The organism is Paenibacillus vandeheii (assembly GCF_030433635.1).
GTDB lineage: Bacteria > Bacillota > Bacilli > Paenibacillales > Paenibacillaceae > Paenibacillus > Paenibacillus vandeheii.
Window position 1 is genome coordinate 436,999 of sequence record NZ_JAROCD010000004.1, and the last position, 23,512, is coordinate 460,510.

The window sequence follows — 23,512 nt, forward strand, 5'->3', positions numbered from 1 at the left end:
GTGCAACTTCTCAATCTGCGCTATCTTACAAGACAATATGAGTCTCTTTCAAAGATGTGTGTACAAACTAAACTACAATTCCAAGCTGTTTTAGATCAGGTTTTCCCTGCTTACAAAGGTGTCTTTGGAGCTATGTATTCCGGTATTTCAATACAGTTTTTAAGTGAATTCCCAACCTCATATTCAGTATTACAGACGGATGAAAACACACTCAAATCTAAGATGAAAGAACTGCTTTCTTCAAAACGGGGGCGTTCAGAGGACTGGATTAACCAACGGGTGCAATGGCTGCTAGTTGCGGCAAAACAAAACCCATTTCAGCAAACCATGTATACAAGCCACTTAATCAATTTGAAAGTCCTTATTACCCTCATTCTTCAGTACCAAGAGCATCTTACCGGATTGGAACAGAACATAGAGCGATGCTTTTCTCTCCGCCTGTTCAATTATTGCAGTATTTCTGCTTTGTTAGTTATACGCCTTTTCCTTGCGTGAAGTAAAAAAACAAACGGCACGGGGCTCACCCATGCCGTTTTGAATTCCATTTTTATTCCCGTTCTTACCTTTGAGCTTAACTTAATGACATTGCCTGTTTGGGTGTCCTTATTGTTTTTCTAAGTTTTGCTTGCTAAGCGACTCTATTCAGCATCATTCTGCTCTTCCAGCCATCTCAAAATCGCTTGGTTTGTTTCTTCCGGCTTTTCTTGCTGGATCCAATGACCGCAATCCAGATTGACCACTTCCGCATTAGGCACGAACTTTGTCAGGTTTCAGACCTCTGGACCGTATCCCGGTCACCATAGATCATGAGGGTCGGCTGTACCATAAAAATGAAGGGGGTTGCGATTTTGGATGAGCTGTTTCATCCCTTCTTCATTTAGCGATTTGATTTATGCCTCGCATTTAAAACGTTCGGACTTTTGATGAGAATTAAACCCTAAATGATTGAGAAATACAGTAGCTCCTCTCTCCTAAAGATCAGGGAAACAATAGACCCAGATTTATGCAGTACCAAAAATCCTTTTAACGATTCTTTTGTTATTTATATTTCCTTATTCTGTAATATTTTTTTGCAATGTTGAAATTTTAGCCCTTCTTCAGATGAAGCGATCAATATTCCAAGCCTTCTGAATCGTGTTTCTTCTTTCTTGGCGCTCATTACCCACCAGATAGAATCTCTTTTATAGGATGGTGATAAATTAGTGAAGAATAGCCAGGCTGTTTGATTTGCCTTGATTTGTTCTTCATATTCTTTGGCAAGTTCCACGTTTCTTTGTTCAGAGGAATAGCCTTGTGCATCGGTTCTGTTGTTAAAGACGTGCATTCCTTCTGGTCTCATCTTTCCAAGCTGTATTAGTGCTTTTACCTTCTTTACGTTCACAGCACTCCATACACTATTTACTTTGCGCGGAGTAAAGCGAATCTTATAGCTTTGTTTATCAATGGTTTTTCGTATACCGTCAATCCACCCAAAACAAAGAGCGGCATCTACTGATGCAGACCAAGTAAGGCTTGCACGCCCTGTACTTATCCCAAAATAGCCCACCCAAATTTCACTAGCTTCAGCATGATGTTCTTCTAACCAATCGTTAAACTCTTCTTGGTTGTTGAAAAAAACTACATCTCCCATTGTTCCAGCCATTTTAAAATCGCTTGGTTTGTTTCTTCCGGCTTTTCTTCCTGGATCCAATGACCGCAATCCAGATTGACCACTTCCACATTGGGCACGAACTTTGTCAGGTTTTCAGACTTCGCAACCACATCCCGGTCGCCGTAGATCATGAGGGTCGGCTGCTGGATGATTGGGTTCACTTTCGCCAATAAGCGCCAGTTGCGGTCAAGGTTCCTGTACCAATTTATGCTGCCCGTGAACCCTGATGTTTCAAAAGCGGAGACGTAAACGGCCAGCTCGCTTTCGCTCAATACGGGCTCACCGAGCGGCGTTTCTGCTCTGGCGAGATTGATCAACGCCATACCTGGCTCAGGTGCTCTGAGAGGCTCGTTCTTCCGGTACAGGTTGCGAAGGAACCTGTATGTATTGTCTTCGAATACGGCGTCCGCGACGCCTGGCTGTCGATTGAAGTGGACGAAATAGAAATCGCCGCCAAGTATTTCTTCCATGAACTCGATCCAGGGTTTTTCTCCGCGCTCTTGGTAAGGCAAGCTCAGATTTATCACTTTATTGACGCGGTTTGGATGCAACAAGGTCAGTCCCCAAACGACGAATGCACCCCAGTCATGACCGACAAAGGTAGCGTCCTCGTATCCATAGTGATCGAGAAGCGCGATGAGATCACCCGACAAGTGTTCAATGTCATAGTCTGTTACTTCGGTCGGACGGGATGAGTTGCCGTAACCCCGCTGGTTGGGGACGATGACATGGTAGCCCGCTGCGGCAAGTGCGTCCATCTGATGGCGCCAAGAAAAGGCATGCTCTGGCCAGCCGTGGCAGAGTACAATAGGTTTTCCTGCGTTTTCTCGGCCTGCTTCAAACACTTCGAGTTCCACACCGTTGGCTGAAATAAGGGCGGGCTTGGGAAAATCGGTTGGATTAAACATAAATTAAAACCTCCTTCTTGTGATACTTGTAGTATAATGGATAAAAGGTGACATCTAGGTGTCACCGTTCTGAAATCATGTAAAAAAAGAGGGCAATTATGTACAAAGTGGAGAGACTCATTTCGATTATCATGATATTGCTGAAAAAAGAGGTTGTTTCTACAAGGGAATTCTCACAACTATTCAATGTCTCCAAAAGAACGATCCTTCGCGATATGGAAACATTGAGCTTATCGAACATCCCGATCTACTCTGTCAATGGGGTAAAAGGGGGCTACGGCATAATGGATGAATACAAGGTTGATAAACGCCTTTTAAGCAGCTCCGATTTACAGAATATATTAACTGCGCTCGGCGGATTGGAACAAATCCTCCGTACTGAAGAAGTTGAAAGAACGATAAAAAAAATAGAGGCAATGGTTAGTCCATTGTCTCTAAATCGTTCCATTCAACTGTCGTTTTATGATTGGGAAGGTCGGTCCGAGATTCTTGAAACCTTAAAGACATGTCAAGAATCCATTTCAAATAAGAGGCTGGTTTCGTTTGATTATACAGATAAGGACGGGGCTGTAACGAATAGAATGGTCGAGCCCTATGAGCTGCATTTTAGCGAATCGAGTTGGTACTTGAAAGGATTCTGTTTACATCGACAGGGATATCGAACTTTCAAGTTACCTCGGATCGATCATATTACTATGGATGAACGCGCGTTTCATCCTAGAGACGATTGGTCAGAGCAAGTACACGAAGCAAATTATCTACCTGAATTCGTCACGATTAAGGCATGGATATCGCCTAGCATAAAAGATCAAATCATCGAAAGGTATGGTCGAAGAAGTATTGAAGACCATAGTTCTGGATTTTTATTAGCAACCATTTATGTCCCACAAAATCGTATGGGATTTCAACTTTTAGCAAGCTTCGGCACTCATCTAAAAGTTGTAGAGCCCAAAACCTATGTTGAAGACTTTCGAAATTATTTATATCAAATGATGGAGAACTATTCCTGATATATTTAGCATTAAAGCTTCAACCTTCAACTCAACTTTTCGCCCTATTTATGGTACGGTTCACCGCGATTAATCTTCACCGCACGATAAATTTGCTCCACCAGCACCAGGCGCATCAGCTGATGCGGCAGGGTCATGCGCCCGAAGCTCAAGCGCTGCTTCGCGCGGCGCAGCACCTCATCGGAGAGCCCATGGCTTCCTCCGATGACAAACACGACATGGCTCGTCCCATACGTGCCGAGCTTGTCGATCTCCATAGCCAGCTCCTCGGAACTCCAGAGCTGGCCATCCAATGCGAGCGCGACAACGTGCGCCTCGCTCTTCACATGCGCGAGAATGCGTTCGCCCTCGCGCTCCTTTACCGCCCGGACCTCGGCTTCGCTCAGGGTGTCGGGCGCCTTTTCGTCTGCGACCTCGATCATCTGAAACTTGATGTACGGGGCGAGGCGCTTGGCATATTCCTGTATGCCGAGCGTCAAATATTTTTCCTTCAATTTGCCTACGCCAATAATCTGAATCAACATGAAGATCCATTCCTCCTAATCGTCTTGCGAAATAATCTATACGTAAGATGCCTCAACGCATCGTTTGTTCCAACAGTTAAAATTAACACCTTCTACAGTCGTCCCCTTACTTACCACACATTTACGTCGCCATCCCGTCTCATTCCCACAAGCTAACGAACCCCTCACACCTTATTCGGCGCTTTTTCGCTTCCTTTAAATTCTAAAGAATCTGAAACACGCTATTCCGCATAAAACGTGCTTTCCCCCCACTTTCGAGGCCATTTCAGTAATATAGCGTGTCTACGATTCGTTAGATTTCAAACAGGCGGTGTTTCTTCCGAATAAGGAGTCTCAGGTTGTTAGAGCTACTCGGCCCAACCACACCAATCTCCTACAAACGCAAAAAGAGCGCTCATCACGCTCTCCTTTGCTTCTTGCTGTGATGTTCATACCGGATGGAAAGCCCGCCAGAAGCACCGATCCAATCGCGCCTCCGGCCGTCCAATTCCTACAGTACGCTAAACGACGAGAAATTCCGCGTGCTGTTCGCACTCGGCGCACTTCGCAGGCGGGTCCCAATCGGCAAATTCCGTCTCCTTCAGATCAACGATATCTGGAGCGTCCTCATACTCATCAACAAACATGTCGATGGCAATGTCCACGTGTTCTTTGCATACAACGTACATCCGTTCAAGCATCCTTTCTGTATCCAGCTATGCTCCCGATTCACAACCGCTTATCCATACAGGATAGCCACTTCTCTGTTCTATCACACCTGCCGCGGAAAAGAAACCCCTAGCTCCCATTTATCGTGTCCAACTTCAACCAATCCTCTCATTTCAGCAAAATCCAACCCAAAAAAGCGTCACTTCTCGACACCCCGTGGGGATCCCAAAGTAACACTTCTCTATTTTCCATATTTGTTCGGATCATTCGCAACTATTCAGCTTTACCGCACAGCTGAAATCCATCCATTCGGATCCATCCTATTGGCCTCCAGCCCCAACGAAGATCAATCTTATTCCAGCCCCGACTGCGCCTTCGTCAACAGCTTGCCTCCCTGGATTGCGATTACTGCGTTGGCTCCCGAACTTCCGATGCCCTTATAGTTATAAACCACCATATTATCTGCTTCGCTTAGTGCCTCGCCTTCACCGCCAAGGATATCGATAACTTCGTCAACCGACATGCCAACCTCTAGCTTTTCATACTGGGCAAATGTAATCAGCACCCCATCGCCCTTCCCGGCCGATCCGTTGCTTCCTAGGGCAGCAGACGCTTTGCCACCAGCCTCATTTACCGCGATCACGGTAGTATTCAGTTCCTCCAACTTTTTCTCAAGTTCGGCGATCTTCTTGTTCTGCTCACTATTCTTCTCACTCTGGTCCGCAAGCTTCTTCTCCAGACCTGTAATCTTCTTCTGTAAACCACTAACATCAGCAGACCCTGATGGAGGCACTTCGGAAGTACATGCAGACAAAACAAAAAGTGCAGATACTAGACCTGTTCCCCCCAGCATGGTTTTCGTCAAACGTTTCATTAAAATAACCCCTTCCACTCCAGATTGAGAATTCAGATCGACAAACAGATGTTACTCGCATAACCCGACATCACCAACACATTCCCAACAGTGTATCATAACCGGAATCCTCTATAACAGAGACTTTGGCTCTGGTCCCAACTGATCATGGGGAAACGACAAAATATCCCCTGTAACCTCATGAATCTGGTTTATATGTAAATGAAGATTAGTGCAATAAAAAAGAGCTGATCAACGAGTTGATCGACTCTCTTGTATTACCCTGTTTTTGTGTGCCATGCACCTGCGGCCAGATCCCTTTACTCCGGTTTATCCGTCAACTTCACCGACACCTTCTCGGCGTTGCCGTCCCGGTAAAAGGTAATCTCAATTGTATCGCCGATCTTCTTCTTATCGTACAGATATTTCCGCAGATCAAGCGTAGAGGTAATTTTTTGCCCATCAAATTCCGTTATGACGTCATTCAGCTTCATGCCCGCATCGGATGCCGGACCGGACGCTTCCAGAACAACCACACCGCTATCTACGTGGGATGGAAGCTTTAGATCCTTACGCTGCTCATCATCCAGTGGGGCATACGGATTGCTGAGATCGACAGTATACACGCCCAGATATGGACGTGACACCTTGCCGTTCAGCAGCAGGGAATCGACCGTTTTCATCACTTCGTTAATCGCCGCATCCGTCTGAATTACGTTTTGTTCCCAGTCGTACACACCATCCTGATTAATGGATACCGGCAGAATCCGATCCGTGTAACTGACAATACCGGATGTCAGCGTGCCGCCCAGGCCGAGCGGATTCCCGATCGCCAGCACCGTTTGACCCCGTTGAAGTTTGCTGGAATCGCCAAGCTCTGCGGCGGGACCGATGCCCTTTTCATCTTGTACGGACAATACGGCAATGTCACTCACCCGGTCTTTGCCCACCAGCTTCGCCTTGTGCGTTTCCCCGTCCACGGTCACAATCTCCAGATCACTCGCACCTTCTACTACGTGATGGTTGGTCATGATGTAGGCTTTGCCATCTTCCTTCTTGAAAATGACTCCTGATCCCAGCGCGGAATCCTCCATCGACAGACTGCTGCCCGTCTTATGGTTCACAATGCTCACCACGGAAGGTCGAACCTTCGCTGCTGCCTGAATAATCCGGTCGTACGGATCTGCAGCCTGCGCTGTCTGTGTACTGCCTCCGCCGTTCCCTGCAGCGTTCGCCAGAGGTAACGCTGAGGGCTGCATAATAAAGCTGAACAGCGTAACGGTCACGATGGAGCTAATTACCGAACTGATCACGGCTACCTTGACCGTGGAGCTAAAGCCCGAGCGTGACTTGCGTGGATTCTGCCAGCGGTCACGACCCCTGCCCCTGCCTCCAGGGCGAATGATCTGAAGTTTACCTTTCTGTTCAGGTTCGGCGCGTCTTGATACTTTGGTTGAATAAAAATCGTCTCCAAACAATCCCATCGTGATCCTCTCCCCTTCGTTGTCACGCATCAAGACCCTGACCTGCCGCCTGATCGTTGTCGCATGGCCAACGATGGTGTTCTCACATAGCCCACTCCGCCGGCAGACGAACCTTCCGATCGCTATTACTCACAAATTTTCTTGATTACCCTCTAATAAGGTAAAAATTTGTTCATAGCGCATGCTCCCGAAGCAGCTTTCTTTCAGAAAGCTTTTAGGCGAGCACTCCGTTTCTTCAGGTTCCTTCTGCCGTCTTTCGTTACGTGAAGACCCCAACAGTTTCCATGCGTTCCTGCATAAAAAATCGTTTTGCATATCGCTGCATCCCCGCTAACTCGAAATGAAGCGTCTATGTACAACAGAACGAACATCCCATCCTGTCTGTGACTCTATCAGAAATGCTCTCGCATTCTACGACATGCCTTTTCGCACACAAATCAGTCTCTTTATATAAAGCTCCTTATATACTAAACACGCCAAATCCCAAAAAGTTGCATAATTACGAAGATTAACGGAAATTTCCGCTATAACGCGCTTAACAATAAAGGTCCCTAGTATCTATCACCACAAAATCCGGTTCGCTAAGCGCAATTTTGCCTATTTCCGTGAACTTTTTCAACTTCTTAAGCAAAAAGCGGCCCCTGGTTCAGCATACACGTCCCTTACGTGTAATTATAGCGGCAAAAAGAGGAATGTTTTCCACTCAGCCTGACTACAATAATAGTAAAAGACAATTCAAAGCTTCATAGAAGGAGGATTCACACTATGGATCGCACGCGTACACTCACAGCCATGGATGAAGTTCATATGGCGGCCAAGCTGGCCGATCTCAAGGAAGAACACTATCGCAACACCCTTGCTCTAAGCACGATTATTGAACTGCTCATCGACAAAGGCATTCTGACTCGTGAGGAAGTGGAGCGCAAAGCCACCGAACTCGACAGCTTTATGGCTCACCCACCCTATCCCATGGCGTAGGCCGGTCGTAATACGTATCACAGAGCTTGAACTCATGATCTCGATAAAAGCATCCACGGCTCTCCATCGCATCACGCACGGTCATTTTCGCCAAATCCATCATATTATGATCCCGGCTCAAATGTGCCAGATACGTGCGCTTGATGCGTCCGTTCATCAATTCACTCAGTGCAGCTCCCGCCGCTTCGTTCGACAAATGGCCAATGTCGCTCAGAATGCGGCGCTTGGTGTTCCATGGATACCGTCCCATGCGCAGCAATTCGACATCATGATTCGCCTCCAGCACGAGTACATCCGAATCCGAGATTGCATCGCGGACCTTATCGCTCATATACCCGAGATCCGTCGCAACGGACAGCTTCTCACTGCCATCATCGAACGTGTACCCTACCGGTTCCGCCGCATCATGGGAGATGCCGAAGGATTCTACGCGCAGGGAGCCAAAATCATGCTTTTCACCCGTCTCAAATACCCTCCGGTTTTCCTCTGGGATCGCCCCAACGGACTTCTCCAGTGCCGCCCACGTACTCGTATTTGCATAGATTGGTAAATTATATTTCCGAGACATCGCGCCTAGTCCTTTAATGTGATCGGAATGTTCATGTGTAACCAGAATCCCGTCCAGCTCCGTTCCCGAAATCTCCCGTTCCAGGAACAAGGCCTCCAGCCGCTTCGCACTGAGACCTGCATCAATCATGAGGGACGTGCCCCCATGCTGTATAACCGTGGCATTCCCTGTCGAACCGCTGGATAACACGGTAAAATAAATCCCCATAACGCATTACTCCCCTGGTTTGTCTGTCTTGGGACTGAATACATCCCCGCTGATGCCCTGCACATACAACACTTCGCCACTTTCCAGCACGAACCGCCATGCCGGCATCGCCACTTGCATATCTGAATTGAACAACTGGCCGTAATAGCCCAGCTGAATATCTTTGACAATCGCATCATTTGGCAAAAAGTTCTCGATCAGCGTACCCAGCGCCTTCGACGCCGGAAGCACCTGCTGATCGCTCTCCTCTGCTGTCGTAATCCGCACCGGAGTCTGACGGTAACCCGTAATTTTCTGGTCGCTGTAGAATAGCTCCAGACTAACATTGAAGAGCGGCCATTTGCCATCCACCAACGGATGAAGTACAAATGCCCCATCCTCCGCCATCAGCTGATCCCATCGATACGTACCGATCTGGGGAATCTCGTCTTGCAGTGCATCCTCCAGCTCGCTTTGCGAGAAGATCAGCTTGCTGTCCACAGGTTTTTCCAGTCCAACCTCAATACCTGCCTTGTTATCTTCGATAAACTCATACGACAGCTTCGGTAACTTCGGCGTTTCATTCGGAATAGGAGCCAGCACCTGAATGCCTTTCTCCTCCATCGCCTGCTGTGTATTATCCGCCAGCGAGGTGAAGTCCAGATTGGCTCCGGCCGTCTCCCGCGCATCCATCCAAATCTGGTATCCCAGCACCAGATTGAGCAGCAGGAAGGCATAGATCAATACATTTTTCGCCCGTCCCCAATCCAAAACATTCACCTCCTCCATTTGATAAAAACGACTATTATCACACTTTTCACTCCGCAGTCAGAACAACCTTCCGATCGCTGTTATCCCCAGATTTCTTGATTCCCTTTTCCTAAGGGAGAAATCCGGTGATAAAGGCGAGCGCTTCGCTTCTTCAGGTTTTTTCTGCCCCTCCGTTAACGTGTGATCTTAAACCTCGCCCGAATATCAAATGACTTCATATCCTATAGCCTCTCAAGAAACGGTGGTTTCCTCACCATTTCCAAAACGAATTACCCATACCGGGATCAGCTTCAGCCCGTCCTCAATGCTGGATGGACGATATGCCGGATACACGTCTACAACCTTACGGTTGGTACCCGCCACCTTCTGGATGAGAGCCTTCAGCTTGTCCCCACCGGGCAGCTTGACCGATTTCTTCGTCTCCGCACCTTCGTTCAGATATTCAAGCGAACGTTCATAGCTGGATACCGTCTCCTGCTGCATTTCCATGCTGATCGTGCCGAACCGGAACTGCATCGAGTCCATAATCGGGAAGCTGCTGTAATATTGCTGAAATTGGAGCTTTGTCTTCGTATCAGTCGTATCCAGCATCATGCGTGATCGACCTTTCCAGCCGCCATGCTGATTAACAAAATCAACCGCGGACAACGCATCCTTCGCTGCATCAATCTGTCCCGCAGGCGGTGCCGCCGGATCGGTGTAGCTAATCCAGCGCTGTTCCTGTTTCACTTGCAGACTGCGTTTGCTATCCGTATAGATCTCCGAACCGTCTTTTTCCCGAATGTTTCGGGTCATGCTTGGATCAAAGAACAGGCTGCGCTGCATCTGCTCAACAGTGAACTGACCTGTGGGCACGTCAGCCTCAATCGTTTCCAGTGCCTCCGCCGGGATATAATATCCGCCCTCCATCAGCGTATAAGGTGTCCAGTTGCTGCCAAAGTCGACGTGCTGCTGTACGTCCTGTACCGTCAAATCCGCCTGCGTCGCCTCGTAGACCACATCGCCTTTGGCACTGAAGAACAGTGCATGAGCCTTCGTTTCATTTTTGGCTGTATATATCGAGATTCGGTTAATCGTCTCCCCCTGAAAGAGAGAGTCTGTCCCCAGCCGCATCACACGCTGTAGCAAAGCTACCGGGATGCCTTCCTTGAACGACAGCTCAAAGCCGGGATTCTCCTTACGAATCTGATCCCAGTTGATGGACTGTACGCTGCGGCGCTGGAAATCATCAAATGTACGACCCTGCAACCGTGAGTAAATCAACTGGTAGAACGTATTGCCTGGATAAAAAACCGTATGTTTGTCCTCTCCCAGATGAATAACCATCTGATCAGGGAAAATCAACTCTTCAATATTGCGCTCCTGACCCATATTCTCGGTCTTTACATAGTTCGTCTCTGACGTCACAATCGAATCACCCCCACCGGGCAAACGATAGATCAGGAAGTAACTTTGTACCAAGCTGGCAACGACGAGGGAAGCAAGCACCAGAGATTTAATCCGCTCTTTCAAGGTGCTCACCCCCTTCCTCACGCATCGGAAGTGTGAACGTTACCGTCGTCCCCACGTCCACCTCGGACTCCAGTGAGATATGACCATCATGGGCCTTCACAATTTCCCGGGCAATGGACAATCCGAGCCCTGTACCGCCCATACTGCGGGACCGCGCCTTGTCAACGCGATAAAACCGTTCAAAAATGCGATCCAGATCCCGCTGCGGTATCCCCATTCCCGTATCGGTCACCGATATGGCGAGAGTATGATCATCATTACGTCTAGCTGCAATGGTAATCGTGCCACCTTCGAGCGTGTATTTCAGCGCGTTGGACACGACATTATCGAGCACCTGATCAATTTGGTCCCGATCCAGCGGAACGGCTGGAATCCCGTTCTCCACAGAAAGCACAGGTTGAATATCCTTCTGATGCATCTGGAATGAAAAACGGTCTGACACTTCTTCCAACATCTCCATGATGTCCGTTGGCTGTTTACGCAGCAAAGCTTCCTTGGAATCCAGACGTGACAAGTGCAGCAGATCCGTAACCAATCGAATCATGCGCTCCGTCTCATTCTGAATGACCCCAACGAATCGTCCAGCGAGCTGCGGATCTTCTAGAGCGCCATCATCCAGCGCTTCTGCGTAGCTCTTAATGGTAGTCAGCGGTGTACGCAGCTCATGGGATACATTCGCCACGAATTCACGCCGCGACGCTTCCAGTTCTTCCTGCTCCGTAACGTCTTGAAGCACAGCAATCGTACCCGTAATGCCTAGCTCACGGCGATGAACCGGTGTAAACGTCATACGGATGACAACGGGATCTTCCTGTCCAGCAGGCGCAATCTGGAGAAGCGTCGAACCCGTGAAGCCACTGGCTAACGCTTCAGCATCTTCCGGATCAATGCCGAGCAGTACGGCAAAGTGTCGCCCTTCAATATCCGCCGGACGCATGCCCAGAATGCTGCTGGCACGGCGGTTCACCAGAATGACTTTGCCATATTCGTCTGTTGCGACCACACCATCGCTCATATTGGTCAGAATGGACGTCAGCTTCTCCTTCTCCTCTTCATTCTGAGAGAGTGCATCCCGCAATCTGCTGGTCATATAGTTAAACGCCCGACTGAGCTGTCCAATCTCATCCGTTCCGAATACAGGGGTCTGCTGGTCGAAGTTGCCTTCCGCAACCGCCGTCGCCCTTCGGGTGACTTCCTTGATCGGCTGCGTAATCGTATGTGACAGAATGACACCGAGCACCGCTGTTAATACCAAGGCAATCAAAATGCCGGAGATAAAAATCTTGTTAATGCCCTCCATGGTGGCATATAACTCATTCATCGAGGCGGCGATGTACACCGCGCCGATAATCTTGCCGCCGGACAGCACCGGCTTGGCAACGACCTTTTTGCGAACATTATCCTCGTCTACGATATATTCCTCATTGTCCCGAATGCCTTGCAGCGCACGGCTGACAACGGTCTGGGTATTTTTGCGCCCAACATAGTCCGAATGGGAACTTAGCGAAGTGGTCAGCACTTTGCCGCTGGCATCCAGCACCTGAATCTCGGCCCCGTTAATGTTGAACAGATTGTTTACCAACACACGCAGATTTTCCGTTTTGTCCTCGCCAGCCTCGGCTTCTCCACCAGCCATCGTCTCTCCCACAAGCACAGACAGCATTTCAGCCCGCGCCTGCAAATCCTCCGTGAAGTTGCTGGTCAGCGAGTTCTTCATCGCACTGACAAAATAAACGCCGATCAACTGCATCGCAATCAGAATCAGCAGTACATAGATAATAATCAGTTTCGCCTGAATCGTTCGAAAGAACGAAAATCGCGAGAATCGCCCCATTATATCCCCACGCTTTTGGGACTGCGCACGAGATAACCCAGCCCGCGGCGAGTCAGAATCGTTTCCGGTTTGCTCGGGTTCTCCTCAATCTTCTCACGCAGACGACGAATCGTAACATCCACGGTACGTACATCCCCGAAATATTCATATCCCCATACAGCCTGCAGCAGATGTTCACGGGTCATGACCTTACCCGAATGCTTCGCCATGTAATAGAGAAGCTCATACTCACGGTGAGTCAGATCCAGCGGTTCTCCACCTTTGTAAGCTGTATACATGTCCATATCGAATGCCAGGTCAAATAAACGCATGACCTGCTTCTCCTCGTCTTCCGGCGCCTCAGCCGTGATAGCAAGCTTCTGCCGTCTGCGCATCTGTGCTTTCACCCGTGCGAGCAGCTCGCGTGTACTGAAAGGTTTTGTCACGTAATCATCCGCACCCAGCTCCAGACCGAGCACCTTGTCAATCTCGCCATCCTTGGCGGTCAGCATAATGATCGGCATCTCTAGGTGGGCACGCACCTCGCGGCACACATCCATACCGTCCTTACCCGGCAGCATCAGATCCAGCAGCATCAGATCCGGCTTCTCGGATAACGCCAGTTCAACCGCACGAATGCCATCAAAAGCGCAGATGACCTCGTACCCCTCTTTTTCCAAATTAAATTTCAGAATGTCCGCAATGGGCTGTTCATCGTCCACCACCAAAATCTTCCCCTGCATCGGCTGTCTTCACCCCTATATCCTGCTTGATCCGCATGAGCGGTCTATCTCTCTTATATTTAGCTTGTATCAAAGCCTCGTTGAACTTGTTTCTAGCTCATTCTTTGACTATCGTCCATATCATATGGCTTGTTGCCTATAGTCTATAGTTTACCATACCTGAAGCACCGTCACATCCCGTTCAGGGCCAATGTGTACTCCAAAATGAAAAAATTTTACAGCAGCAAAAAACAAGGCCAGCATCAACTGCCAACCTTGCTTTGGATTGCGATATAACTAGTTCAAGTATGTCATCGGATTTTCAACCGTTCCGTTCTTGATAATCTCAAAATGCAGATGCGTTCCGGTCGAACGACCCGTGTTGCCCATTACGCCGATGCTCTCGCCTTTTTCGACGACTTGTCCAACCTTGACGCCGATGCTGTTCAAGTGTCCATAAAGTGTTTCGTACCCATTACGATGGTTAATAATAATAACATTGCCATAGCCACTCTTCTGTCCTGCAAAAGTAATCACGCCTTCATCAGACGCTTTCACATCACGGTTGCCAACCAGATCGACACCTTTGTGCTGACGACCCCAGCGTTGTCCAAAGCTGCTGCTCATCGTAGCGTTAGATACCGGCCAGGCAAATTCGCCTGAACCTTCACCGACTACTTTGGTTCCACTCAGGACCACTTCAGTAACCGCTGCCTTGATGACTTCCTGGCCAAGCCATTCTTCCTGAACGACTTCACCGTTTTCCTTCGTTATCCGATATTGCATGCTTTTCAGACCGCTTTGACCTGGACGCACCACTTTCGTTATGCCTGCTTTGAGCTCAGCACTTTTGCGTACTTCTACCTGTGGTTTAATCTCGATCTGTTCAACAACCTGTTCCACCGATTTAACGGTAACCGCTGGCTTTGGCACCGTCAGCGTAAGCTCGTCCCCAATTTGCAGCGACGTTTCCTTGATGCCCGGATTATGTTTGCGAATCTCGCTTTGTGTAATTTCGTATTTCGCAGCGATGGAAGAGATCGTATCTCCTTCACGCACGACATAGGTTACAGGCGCGTCTTTACCAACGGTTAAAGCTTTAACCGCCTCAGACACATCCCATAATTTGTTTGGATCAGCCTTCACCACATCTGTTGCCACATCTTCCTTGATGCCAACGGACTTCAGCGTTGTGCTTGGCCCTTCTGCTTTCTTCGATGAGTTTGCCGATACCGACTTCGTCTTGAGCGAACTGCGCACAGCCGATGCCGATATGTACTTGTTCTGCACTTGTTCCAGAATCGCATCTGCTGTTGCCTGATCCTTCACAATGCCGATCACTTCACCGTCTACCTTGAGCTCTACACCCTTGGCATAGGCAGTCAGCATGTCACCGAGCTTATCCAGCGTCTCATCGCTGTTCACTACGGGCTTGTATGCTTTAATGGTTTCGGTCGTGATGCCGTCTGTGTTCAGTACCATTTCCGCTTCTGGATATTTATTTTGGAATTCCTCAGTTTTGTCTGCAAATAATTTCTGTAATTGCGCCTCATCCGTTATGGTGCCAATCTCATTGCCTTTGACCATCACTTTGTAATATGGAACGGTGTTTGCAGCAACGTATTGTTTGCCTGCGAATCCGATCGATGCAGCGATGAATAAACCGCATGCTGCTGTAATGATCCATTTGCGCGAGGCCAGAACGCGCTTTTTGTTGCCACTGAAGTTGGACATGCTCATGTTGTTTTTGTCTTCGGCCGTCCGGTGTTCCCCGGATTGTTCGTGTTCCCGGTTCTTGCCCGGTTGGCGTATGCCTCTGAAACCTTTCATGATTCTCTCCTTTTCAGCACTTCTTAGTTCGCATTTCTGTCAAGACATCACCCATTGTGTCTGTCCCATGCTTGTCGATATTTGTATTCGGGTGTCCGCAAATCAGGACTTTAGCTGCGCACATAAAAGTGTCAAAATTTTAACCTTTTATCACACCCGTATACTTTAACACAGGTTTTACACTCATTTCAACTGTACACATCACAGCGCAAAGCCGCGCCACGCACGGTTTTCCTGTATTATCCATAAGATGGCAGATAGGTTTTGCTCCCCATAATGCCCCTTCTTCAGGTACACGCTGTACTTTTGATCGTTTTTTAAGACTAGGTTCTAAGACCCACTATAATGTGATTTCTTTTTCATAAAAATACAAGCGGAAAATCCCTTGCCAGATCATCTCTGGTAAGGGATTTCATGAAAGTCATCCTATAGGATGCCTCGAATTGGTAGGATTATATGCTAACCATTTTTTAGCATTTTATTACTAGAAACCAAATTTGCTTCAGCCTCAATTCCCCGAATTCGATCTGTTCGGTTTTTATGGAATATATATCTAGCAAGGGATTGCCGAACTGCTCCAACAACCCTTTGGTTTATTCTGCCTGAAGGACTTCCATCAGGTTATCGTATTCCTCACTGGTCAGATACTTGGAAATCACCTGCTCAATATCACGCAGCTCCTGTTCGGTCAGGCCACCTTCCATGGCACTTGAAATCTGCTGCATTTCTTTCTGAGGCAGCTTGTTCATCAGCAGACTGAAAATCTTTTCTTTTTCCTCCAACGGGAGCTTATCCTTCTTGCCTGTAATGTCATCCGGGGATACTACAATATCATCATTCCCTGAAGAAGGCGTGCCATCGGAACTCGTACCTGTTCCGTTTCCTAATGCTGTACTATTGCCAGCTGTTGTTCCTGAATCGGTGCCCGTATTTGTGCCAGTATCTGCGTCTGTTCCCGTACCAGAGCCGCCCCCTGAGCTAGACCCGATAGCGGAAGAGTCTGTCCCTGAACCTGTCCCTTGATCCCCGTCTGAGCCTGTATCCTGTCCTGTGCTGTTGTTGCCTGTGCTGGCGCCGGCCTCTCCGCTTCCTGTCCCATTGCCCATGACAGATATCGCATCTTCCGGAACATGTTCCTCTTCCGCTCCTGCCGGCTGGTCTGTCGTGCCCGTTCCCGGCTTCTTCTCTTCAACGGCTTTACCTCCCAGTGCCCCCTGAAACATAGCCGTTAAGCCCATGGGCTGGCCTTCCCACTGAATATTAAAACTCGCCAGCAGCGATTTTACATATGACTGAACAATTAATCCGGTTGTCAGCAAAGTCAACGAACTGACCAGCATCACGGTAAGTACAACTTTAATAAACCATTGAAGCAACTTCATTCCGTTCTCTCCCTCCGTTTTCCGACCCCATATCACATTTAATATTCAGGATCTATGAGTCTACTGTTACCCAGTATTGACGGAAATTCGGGGATTATATCAGGAAGGCACGCGAAAAACCCCAGCCATCGCTAAAATCAAGCGATAACTGGGGCTCTATGGTGCCCGTTTGGCAAATTAATTAATAAATGTCTACCTTAGCGTTGCCGGGTTAGCCTAACTGCTTATTCGTAGATAGGAAGAACCTGATTCGTTTGTTCACGATTACGGCCTACAGAGAAGATCGCAATTGGAATACCTGTCAATTCGGAAACACGTTTCACATAGTTCTGTGTGTTCACAGGCAGATCTTCCAGCTTCTTCGCCGTAGTGATATCTTCACTCCAGCCTGGAAGCTCTTCGTATACTGCTTCACATTCTGCCAGCATTTTCAGGCTTGCTGGATAGTGAGTGATAACCTCGCCGCGGAATTTGTATCCTGTGCAGATTTTCACCGTTTCCAGACCTGTCATTACATCCAGGGAATTCAGGGAAAGACCTGTAATGCCACTAACACGACGTGCGTGACGAACAACGACACTGTCGAACCAGCCGACACGACGCGGACGTCCCGTTACCGTTCCGTACTCATGTCCCGTCTCACGGATTTGGTCACCAATCGCATCATGCAGCTCTGTCGGGAAAGGACCATCTCCTACACGTGTTGTGTAGGCTTTAGCCACACCGATAACTTGCTGAATACGAGCTGGGCCAACGCCAGAGCCGATACATACCCCGCCTGCGGACGGATTGGATGAAGTAACAAATGGATAAGTTCCTTGATCAAGATCCAACATAACGCCTTGAGCACCTTCGAACAATACTTTTTTGTCCTCATCAATGTATTCATTGAGCACTACTGATGTATCACGAACATAAGGACGCAGAATATCGGCATATCCGAGGTAATCTTTCAGAATTTCTTCTACATCTACAGGCTCGCCGCCATAAACTTGCTCGATTACGCGGTTCTTTTCTTTAACCAAATGACGCAGTTTCAGCTCGAACTCTTCCGCATCAAGCAGATCAACCATACGAATACCGATACGAGCTGATTTGTCCATGTAACATGGGCCAATTCCTTTGCCTGTTGTACCGATTTTGTTCGGGCCTTTGCTCTCTTCTTCCAATGCATCTAGTACCATGTGATATGGCAGGATGATGTGCGCGCGTTCGCTGATAGACAGGTTTTTCGTAGTAAAGTCATTGTCATGAATATAGTTAATTTCTTCAATGAGTGCTTTCGGGTTGATAACCATACCGTTACCAATTACACATGCTTTATCCGTGTAGAAGATACCCGATGGGATCATCGTCAATTTATATTTTTTGTTATCGATCAGAATCGTGTGTCCTGCATTGTTACCGCCTTGGTAACGAGCAACCACATCTGCGGATTCCGCCAAATAATCCGTAATCTTGCCTTTACCTTCGTCTCCCCATTGCGTTCCCACTACAACTACCGTTGACATAGTACATACCTCCGTGGGTGCCTTGCGCACCTTTGTATTGGTCTGTCCGTCCTCTATCTCGGCAGGAATTTGAAGTGAAATTACCAGCGGAGAAGCGTGCTAACGGACAGTGAAAATCCCCCTCTATTTACATCCAAGGGAAGGTTTTCGCTGCTTTAACGCAGCAGTACTAGTGTACCAGTCCCTTTTTTCAAAGTCAAATCAAATGGCGAACAATTAGATATAGTCACACCCTAATGTTCGGAATTGACTCGATATTCCGCCACAAAAAACCGGCGAAGCCAGTCAAACCTTGCTTGACGGCTAACCCCGGTATACAATACGTATTCCCATCCAACGCTATATATCGTATTCACAACGTATTTATGAGTTCTTAGGATCTAATGGTTGATGTCGGGACAGACGATTTCACTTCCCTATCGAAGCAGTCTGTGCCTGTCCCCTACATGGCAAAGGCATCATTATGTGCCCGCTCGTAGTTAACGAATTTATTAAAGTTCTTCAGGAAGACCAGTTCTACCGTACCTACCGGACCATTACGCTGTTTGGCGATAATAATCTCGATAATGTTTTTCTTCTCGGTCTCCTGGTTATAGTAGTCATCCCGGTACAGGAACGCTACGATGTCAGCATCTTGCTCGATCGATCCCGATTCCCGCAAGTCACTCATCATCGGACGTTTATCCTGACGTTGCTCTACACCCCGGCTCAGCTGAGACAAGGCAATAACCGGAACTTCCAATTCCCGGCCAATCTGTTTCAGTGTACGTGAAATCTCGGATACCTCTTGTTGACGGTTCTCCCCGGCTTTACCGCGTCCACTAATCAGTTGAAGGTAGTCGATCAGAATCATGCCAAGGCCTTTCTCTTTCTTGAGACGACGGCATTTGGCACGAATATCAGCTACGGTAATCCCTGGCGTATCATCGATGTAGATGTTAGCTTCGTTCAAAGCTGCAATGCCCATCGTGAGCTTCTGCCAATCTTCATCACCTTTGAAATCACCCATACGCATGACACCCGCATCCAGATTGGCCTCTGCACAGATCATACGCTGCACGAGCTGTGCGGCTGACATCTCCAGACTGAATATAGCAACCGTCTCCTGCGCCCGAATGGCTACATTCTGAGCGATATTCAAGGCAAAGGCGGTCTTACCTACAGATGGACGTGCCGCTACAATGATCAAGTCACTCCGTTGGAATCCGGCGGTCATCTTGTCCAGATCGATAAACCCGGACGGAATACCCGTTGTGGTGCCCTTGTTCTGATGCAGCGTCTCCACACGATCGAATACTTCCATCAGTACATCCTGAATGGCTATAAAACCACTGCTGGAACGTCGGTTGGAAATTTCCAGAATGCGCCGCTCTGCTTCTCCAAGCATAGCCGCAACATCCTCGCCGCCCGTGTATCCTTCACTTACAATCTGCGTAGCCGTACGAATCAGGCGACGCAGCATGGATTTCTCTTCAATAATCTGAGCGTAATAATCCACGTTCGCGGCAGTCGGTACACCATGAGCCAGCTTCGCCAGATAACTGACGCCGCCAATGTCCTCAAGCTCGCCTTTATCCTTCAGAAGCGAAGTCAGAGTCACGAGGTCAATCGGTTGATTTCCCTCGCCAAGCTGGATCATCGCTTCAAAGATTAATTGATGGGGTTTATCATAGAAATCCTCGGTTTGCACCCGTTCCATCGCTGTAATCAGGGCCTCGCCCTGCAACAGGATTGCACCCAGCACGGCCTGTTCGGCTTCCAGGTTCTGTGGGGGAATCCGGTCGAATAACATTTCGCCGCCCATCTTACTCCTCCGTTACCTGTACCTTCAAGGTAGCCTTCACTTCAGGGTGAACCTTGACGGTGACTTGCGTTACGCCGAGTGTGCGAATAGGCTCGTCCAGTTCGATTTTGCGTTTGTCGACTTTCAGACCTTTCGCTGCCAGAGCTTCAGCGATTTGTTTGCTCGTGATTGCACCGAACAGACGGCCGCCTTCGCCGGATTTTGCTTTTAGTTCAGTCACTTCAGCTTCCAGCTTTTTAGCCAGAGCTTCCGCTTCTGCTTTCTCTTCCTGTTTACGTCTGTCTTCCGCTGCCTTCTGGTTGTCCAGTGTTTTCATGTTTCCGTCTGTTGCTGGACGTGCGATTCCCCGTGGCAGAAGGAAGTTTTGTGCGTATCCCTCGGATACTTCCTTCACTTGCCCTTTTTTCCCTTGACCCTTCATATCTTTTATAAAAATGACTTTCATTCGAACAGCCCCTCTTCCTTTTCGATTTCAGCCAGTACGTTCGTCAGCCGTTTTTCTGCCTCTCCAAGCGTTCCTTCAAGCTGAACGGCAGCATTCGTCAAATGTCCGCCACCGCCCAGTCGTTCCATAACCACCTGAACATTCATGCGCCCCAGCGATCTCGCGCTGATGCCAATCAGTCCATCCGGACGCTCACTAATGACAAATGAAGCGACCACGTCGGTCATATTTAGCAATGTGTCCGCCACTTGAGCGATCATCATCTGTGGAATCTTGTTGCCAGGGTCCGTGACCGCCAGCGCAATGTTCCCGTATACCATTTTAGCATGCTTTATGATTTCTGCCTTAGCAATATATTCTGACAGATCTTCCTTCATGAGCCGCTGAATCATGATCGTGTCTGCACCACTACGACGCAGGAAGCCTGCCGCTTCAAACGTTCTCGAACCTGTGTGGAGTGCAAAATGCTTCGTATCCACTGTAATTCCGGCTAATAACGCCGTCGCTTCCAGCGGAGTGAATTGTACCTTGTCATGAATATACTGAAGAAGCTCAGTCACCAGTTCCGCAGCCGAGGAAGCATATGGCTCAAGATAGATTAGCACTGCATCGTTAATGAATTCTTCACCCCGACGGTGGTGATCCACAACCACGACACGTGTAGCGGATTGGACCAGCTTCGGCTCCATGGTCATGGATGCCTTATGCGTATCCACTACAACAAGCAGCGTATGTTCTGTCATCATCTGAGTAGCCTGTTCCGGTAACACAAAAGCTTTGGACAATTTCTCATCCTTGTTCACTTGTTCCATCATGCGTTCAATGGATGGGTTGGGCCCGTCCAGCACAATTCGTGCCTCTACATTGTAAAGACTCGCCGCTTTCCATACCCCAATAGACGCGCCAATCGCATCCATGTCAGGCATTTTGTGGCCCATGATAATTACCCGGTCGCTCTCCTGCATCAGATCACGTAATGCATGGGCGATAACCCGAGCTCTTACCCGTGTTCGTTTCTCCACCGCGTTGGACTTTCCACCGTAAAAGGACAACCGTTGTCCAGATTTTACGGCAGCCTGATCGCCACCACGACCAAGTGCCATATCCAGACTGGACTGAGCCAGTTCTCCCATCTCACTGATGGTATCCGAACCAAATGCCAGTCCAACACTTAGCGTCATCGGTACTTTAAGATCAGCGGTCATCTCCCGGACTTCATCCAGAATGACGAATCGGCTCTGCTCCAACTCCTGCAAAGACTTATAATTCAGCATCATGAGATAACGATCAGAGGAGAGGCGGCGCAGGTAAACCTCATACCGTTTCGCCCAGGACGTAATCTCACTGGTTACACGAGCAATCAGCGCAGTCCGCTGTTGGTCGTCCATGCCTTGAGAAGCCTCGTCCAGGTTATCGAGAACCAGAATGCCCAGTGCAATGCGTTCATTCTCATATTTATCACGTAGAATGGCTAGCTCCGTAATTTCGTAGACATATACATACCGCTCCTGCGGATTATGAATGACTCCATAATAACGGTCATCCAGTTGGAACTCGTCATGAAGTTCCTTGGACGACTCCTTGTTCCCATCCTTCTTCTCCTTCGGTTGAGGAAGTTTGGGAAACAAATTTTGCAGCGGATTGCCCACCATCGTCTTTTCCTGGAACATGTCCGCGACGAAGCGGTTATGCCACTCTACCGTACGATCCTCACTGTACAGCACAATACCGAATGGAAGCATGCTGACCGCTTCCCCCTCCATCCGCTTAATCCGAATGGACAGGCCATTAATGTAGTCGTTAAGGTCACGACGGAACGCGAGCTCCGCCTTAATCATGACGATTCCCAGCGCCGAAGCCAGTATCAGACTAATCAAACCAAGCGCCCAGTTATAGATGGTCACGGACATAACAAGCAGAAGCAGCAGTATGAACGCCCATACGGTATAGTAGCCGTGCCAGCGTTTCTTCAGAAATTTAGGCATGACTCATCACCCTATCGTTTTGGTTTCGATATTGCCTCGCGAAGCGGGAACGCCAGATCGATAATCCCGATAATCCGCAGCGGTCCAATGAAGAAGACTGCCGCCGCCAGCAAATACGGTACAACCGGATTCCATTTCTTTGCATGTGAGAGAAAGAAGAAGAAGCCGATAGCTTGAATCATGAAGCCCAGATTGATCAGAGGCGACAGGTTCATGGCAATCATGGTCCAGTACGTTCCATCACTTTGTCTGGATATCACCTCGAACAACAATGCCAGGAAGTAATACCAGATTAGTGCACGCGGCATACGCCATTCTCGCGCAGGTGGAAATTTCGGTACAACCACGCCCATAACGTTCAGAATCGGACGTGCAATGAGATGTGTAATTAGAGCCATGACCAGAGACGTGACCACCAGGGCGAACGGAATCATAAGCTGCGTCTGCCTAGCAACATCCTGAGTCATTTCAGGTGTCCATACAAACCCGTTTACCATCTGACTGGATGTATTCGTCAATGGTTCAATCGTCAATCTGACCACATCATCAATATAACTCGACAAATCAAATTGGAAGATTACACTACCAATCAACAAAAGCAACAGATATTCGGCCAGCATGGTTCCACTTCCAACCATTAGGGCGAACAGGGCCGATTTCTTTTTCTTATACGCATTACCCATAACGATCGCGGGCAGGGTGAACAAAAGCAGTAATAACAGATAAATCGGACTAAATACGACCAAAATAATCGCCACTGGGACGAGATGCCATATAAATGATTTTACCGGTAATGAAGCAAACAAAATAACTCCTGGTATCATCATGAAAAATATGGCCAAAACCGATAAAGGAGTTAACAGCGAAAGTAGCAAGAGCAGATAGACTACGCTCCAGACAGCTGATTTAAAGCTAAATTTCAACAAA

At 48.3% G+C, this 23,512-nt stretch carries 22 protein-coding genes; 3 read left to right on the plus strand and 19 right to left on the minus strand.

The window, feature by feature from the left end; translation table 11 throughout:
• Window positions 1–495 carry a hypothetical protein gene (locus tag P5G61_RS31910; protein ID WP_363325736.1) on the plus strand — a complete coding sequence of 165 codons (495 nt, stop codon included), beginning with the start codon at window positions 1–3 and terminating at the stop codon, window positions 493–495.
• A gap of 143 nt (window positions 496–638) precedes the next feature.
• Here P5G61_RS31910 and P5G61_RS09995 read toward each other — a convergent pair whose 3' ends face one another.
• From P5G61_RS09995 to P5G61_RS10005, 3 genes are all read right to left on the minus strand, one after another.
• Window positions 639–755 carry an alpha/beta fold hydrolase gene (locus tag P5G61_RS09995; protein ID WP_218640665.1) on the minus strand — a complete coding sequence of 39 codons (117 nt, stop codon included), beginning with the start codon at window positions 753–755 and terminating at the stop codon, window positions 639–641.
• A gap of 287 nt (window positions 756–1,042) precedes the next feature.
• Window positions 1,043–1,642, minus strand: a complete 600-nt coding sequence (locus tag P5G61_RS10000) for a YdeI/OmpD-associated family protein (RefSeq protein WP_301246304.1) — start codon at window positions 1,640–1,642, stop codon at window positions 1,043–1,045.
• Window positions 1,618–2,559, minus strand: coding sequence for an alpha/beta fold hydrolase (locus P5G61_RS10005; RefSeq protein WP_301246305.1), 942 nt, complete (start codon window positions 2,557–2,559; stop codon window positions 1,618–1,620). Before P5G61_RS10005 ends, P5G61_RS10000 begins: the two co-directional genes overlap by 25 nt.
• A 98-nt stretch (window positions 2,560–2,657) precedes the next feature.
• On the opposite strand from P5G61_RS10005, the gene P5G61_RS10010 reads away from it, so the two are divergent.
• A complete protein-coding gene (locus P5G61_RS10010; RefSeq protein WP_301246306.1) occupies window positions 2,658–3,569 on the plus strand; it encodes a helix-turn-helix transcriptional regulator in 912 nt (303 codons plus the stop codon).
• A gap of 44 nt (window positions 3,570–3,613) precedes the next feature.
• On the opposite strand, the gene rlmH is transcribed toward P5G61_RS10010, so the two are convergent.
• The 4 genes from rlmH to P5G61_RS10030 all read right to left on the minus strand — a co-directional run bounded on the left by rlmH (window position 3,614) and on the right by P5G61_RS10030 (window position 7,078).
• Complete coding sequence (gene rlmH / locus P5G61_RS10015) at window positions 3,614–4,093, minus strand: 23S rRNA (pseudouridine(1915)-N(3))-methyltransferase RlmH (protein ID WP_062327777.1); 480 nt, start codon at window positions 4,091–4,093, stop codon at window positions 3,614–3,616.
• A gap of 500 nt (window positions 4,094–4,593) precedes the next feature.
• Window positions 4,594–4,761, minus strand: coding sequence for a CxxH/CxxC protein (locus P5G61_RS10020; RefSeq protein WP_017691462.1), 168 nt, complete (start codon window positions 4,759–4,761; stop codon window positions 4,594–4,596).
• Window positions 4,762–5,093: 332 nt separating this feature from the next.
• Complete coding sequence (locus P5G61_RS10025) at window positions 5,094–5,615, minus strand: hypothetical protein (RefSeq protein ID WP_301246307.1); 522 nt, start codon at window positions 5,613–5,615, stop codon at window positions 5,094–5,096.
• A gap of 299 nt (window positions 5,616–5,914) precedes the next feature.
• A complete protein-coding gene (locus P5G61_RS10030; RefSeq protein WP_301246308.1) occupies window positions 5,915–7,078 on the minus strand; it encodes a S1C family serine protease in 1,164 nt (387 codons plus the stop codon).
• A gap of 765 nt (window positions 7,079–7,843) precedes the next feature.
• On the opposite strand from P5G61_RS10030, the gene P5G61_RS10035 reads away from it, so the two are divergent.
• Window positions 7,844–8,056, plus strand: a complete 213-nt coding sequence (locus P5G61_RS10035) for a hypothetical protein (protein WP_079348410.1) — start codon at window positions 7,844–7,846, stop codon at window positions 8,054–8,056.
• On the opposite strand, the gene P5G61_RS10040 is transcribed toward P5G61_RS10035, so the two are convergent.
• The 12 genes from P5G61_RS10040 to P5G61_RS10095 form a co-directional block, all read right to left on the minus strand.
• Window positions 8,025–8,831 (minus strand): MBL fold metallo-hydrolase, encoded by an 807-nt coding sequence (locus P5G61_RS10040; protein WP_053781977.1) that lies wholly within the window; start codon window positions 8,829–8,831, stop codon window positions 8,025–8,027. The two genes, P5G61_RS10035 and P5G61_RS10040, sit on opposite strands and share 32 nt — an antisense overlap.
• 6 nt (window positions 8,832–8,837) lie before the next feature.
• Window positions 8,838–9,581 carry a two-component system regulatory protein YycI gene (gene yycI, locus P5G61_RS10045; RefSeq protein ID WP_024629558.1) on the minus strand — a complete coding sequence of 248 codons (744 nt, stop codon included), beginning with the start codon at window positions 9,579–9,581 and terminating at the stop codon, window positions 8,838–8,840.
• A gap of 231 nt (window positions 9,582–9,812) precedes the next feature.
• A complete protein-coding gene (locus P5G61_RS10050) occupies window positions 9,813–11,093 on the minus strand; it encodes a YycH family regulatory protein (protein ID WP_301246309.1) in 1,281 nt (426 codons plus the stop codon).
• Window positions 11,077–12,927 (minus strand): cell wall metabolism sensor histidine kinase WalK, encoded by a 1,851-nt coding sequence (gene walK, locus P5G61_RS10055; protein WP_024629556.1) that lies wholly within the window; start codon window positions 12,925–12,927, stop codon window positions 11,077–11,079. Before walK ends, P5G61_RS10050 begins: the two co-directional genes overlap by 17 nt.
• On the minus strand, window positions 12,927–13,649 hold the full coding sequence (gene yycF / locus P5G61_RS10060; RefSeq protein WP_024629555.1) for a response regulator YycF: 723 nt from the start codon (window positions 13,647–13,649) through the stop codon (window positions 12,927–12,929). Before yycF ends, walK begins: the two co-directional genes overlap by 1 nt.
• 276 nt (window positions 13,650–13,925) lie before the next feature.
• The gene (locus P5G61_RS10065; protein ID WP_301246310.1) at window positions 13,926–15,458 is read right to left on the minus strand and encodes a peptidoglycan DD-metalloendopeptidase family protein; all 1,533 of its coding nucleotides are present in this window, start codon (window positions 15,456–15,458) and stop codon (window positions 13,926–13,928) included.
• A 593-nt stretch (window positions 15,459–16,051) separates the two neighbouring features.
• Window positions 16,052–16,840 carry a hypothetical protein gene (locus P5G61_RS10070; protein ID WP_301246311.1) on the minus strand — a complete coding sequence of 263 codons (789 nt, stop codon included), beginning with the start codon at window positions 16,838–16,840 and terminating at the stop codon, window positions 16,052–16,054.
• A gap of 224 nt (window positions 16,841–17,064) precedes the next feature.
• On the minus strand, window positions 17,065–18,351 hold the full coding sequence (locus P5G61_RS10075) for an adenylosuccinate synthase (RefSeq protein ID WP_301246312.1): 1,287 nt from the start codon (window positions 18,349–18,351) through the stop codon (window positions 17,065–17,067).
• Between the two features lie 442 nt (window positions 18,352–18,793).
• A complete protein-coding gene (gene dnaB / locus P5G61_RS10080) occupies window positions 18,794–20,155 on the minus strand; it encodes a replicative DNA helicase (protein WP_024629551.1) in 1,362 nt (453 codons plus the stop codon).
• A 1-nt stretch (window position 20,156) separates the two neighbouring features.
• Entirely contained in the window at window positions 20,157–20,600 is a 444-nt protein-coding gene (gene rplI, locus P5G61_RS10085; protein ID WP_024629550.1) for a 50S ribosomal protein L9, read from the minus strand.
• A complete protein-coding gene (locus P5G61_RS10090) occupies window positions 20,597–22,585 on the minus strand; it encodes a DHH family phosphoesterase (RefSeq protein ID WP_301246313.1) in 1,989 nt (662 codons plus the stop codon). Before P5G61_RS10090 ends, rplI begins: the two co-directional genes overlap by 4 nt.
• An 11-nt stretch (window positions 22,586–22,596) precedes the next feature.
• Entirely contained in the window at window positions 22,597–23,508 is a 912-nt protein-coding gene (locus P5G61_RS10095) for a DUF2232 domain-containing protein (protein WP_079348522.1), read from the minus strand.
• Between the last annotated feature and the right edge of the window lie 4 nt (window positions 23,509–23,512).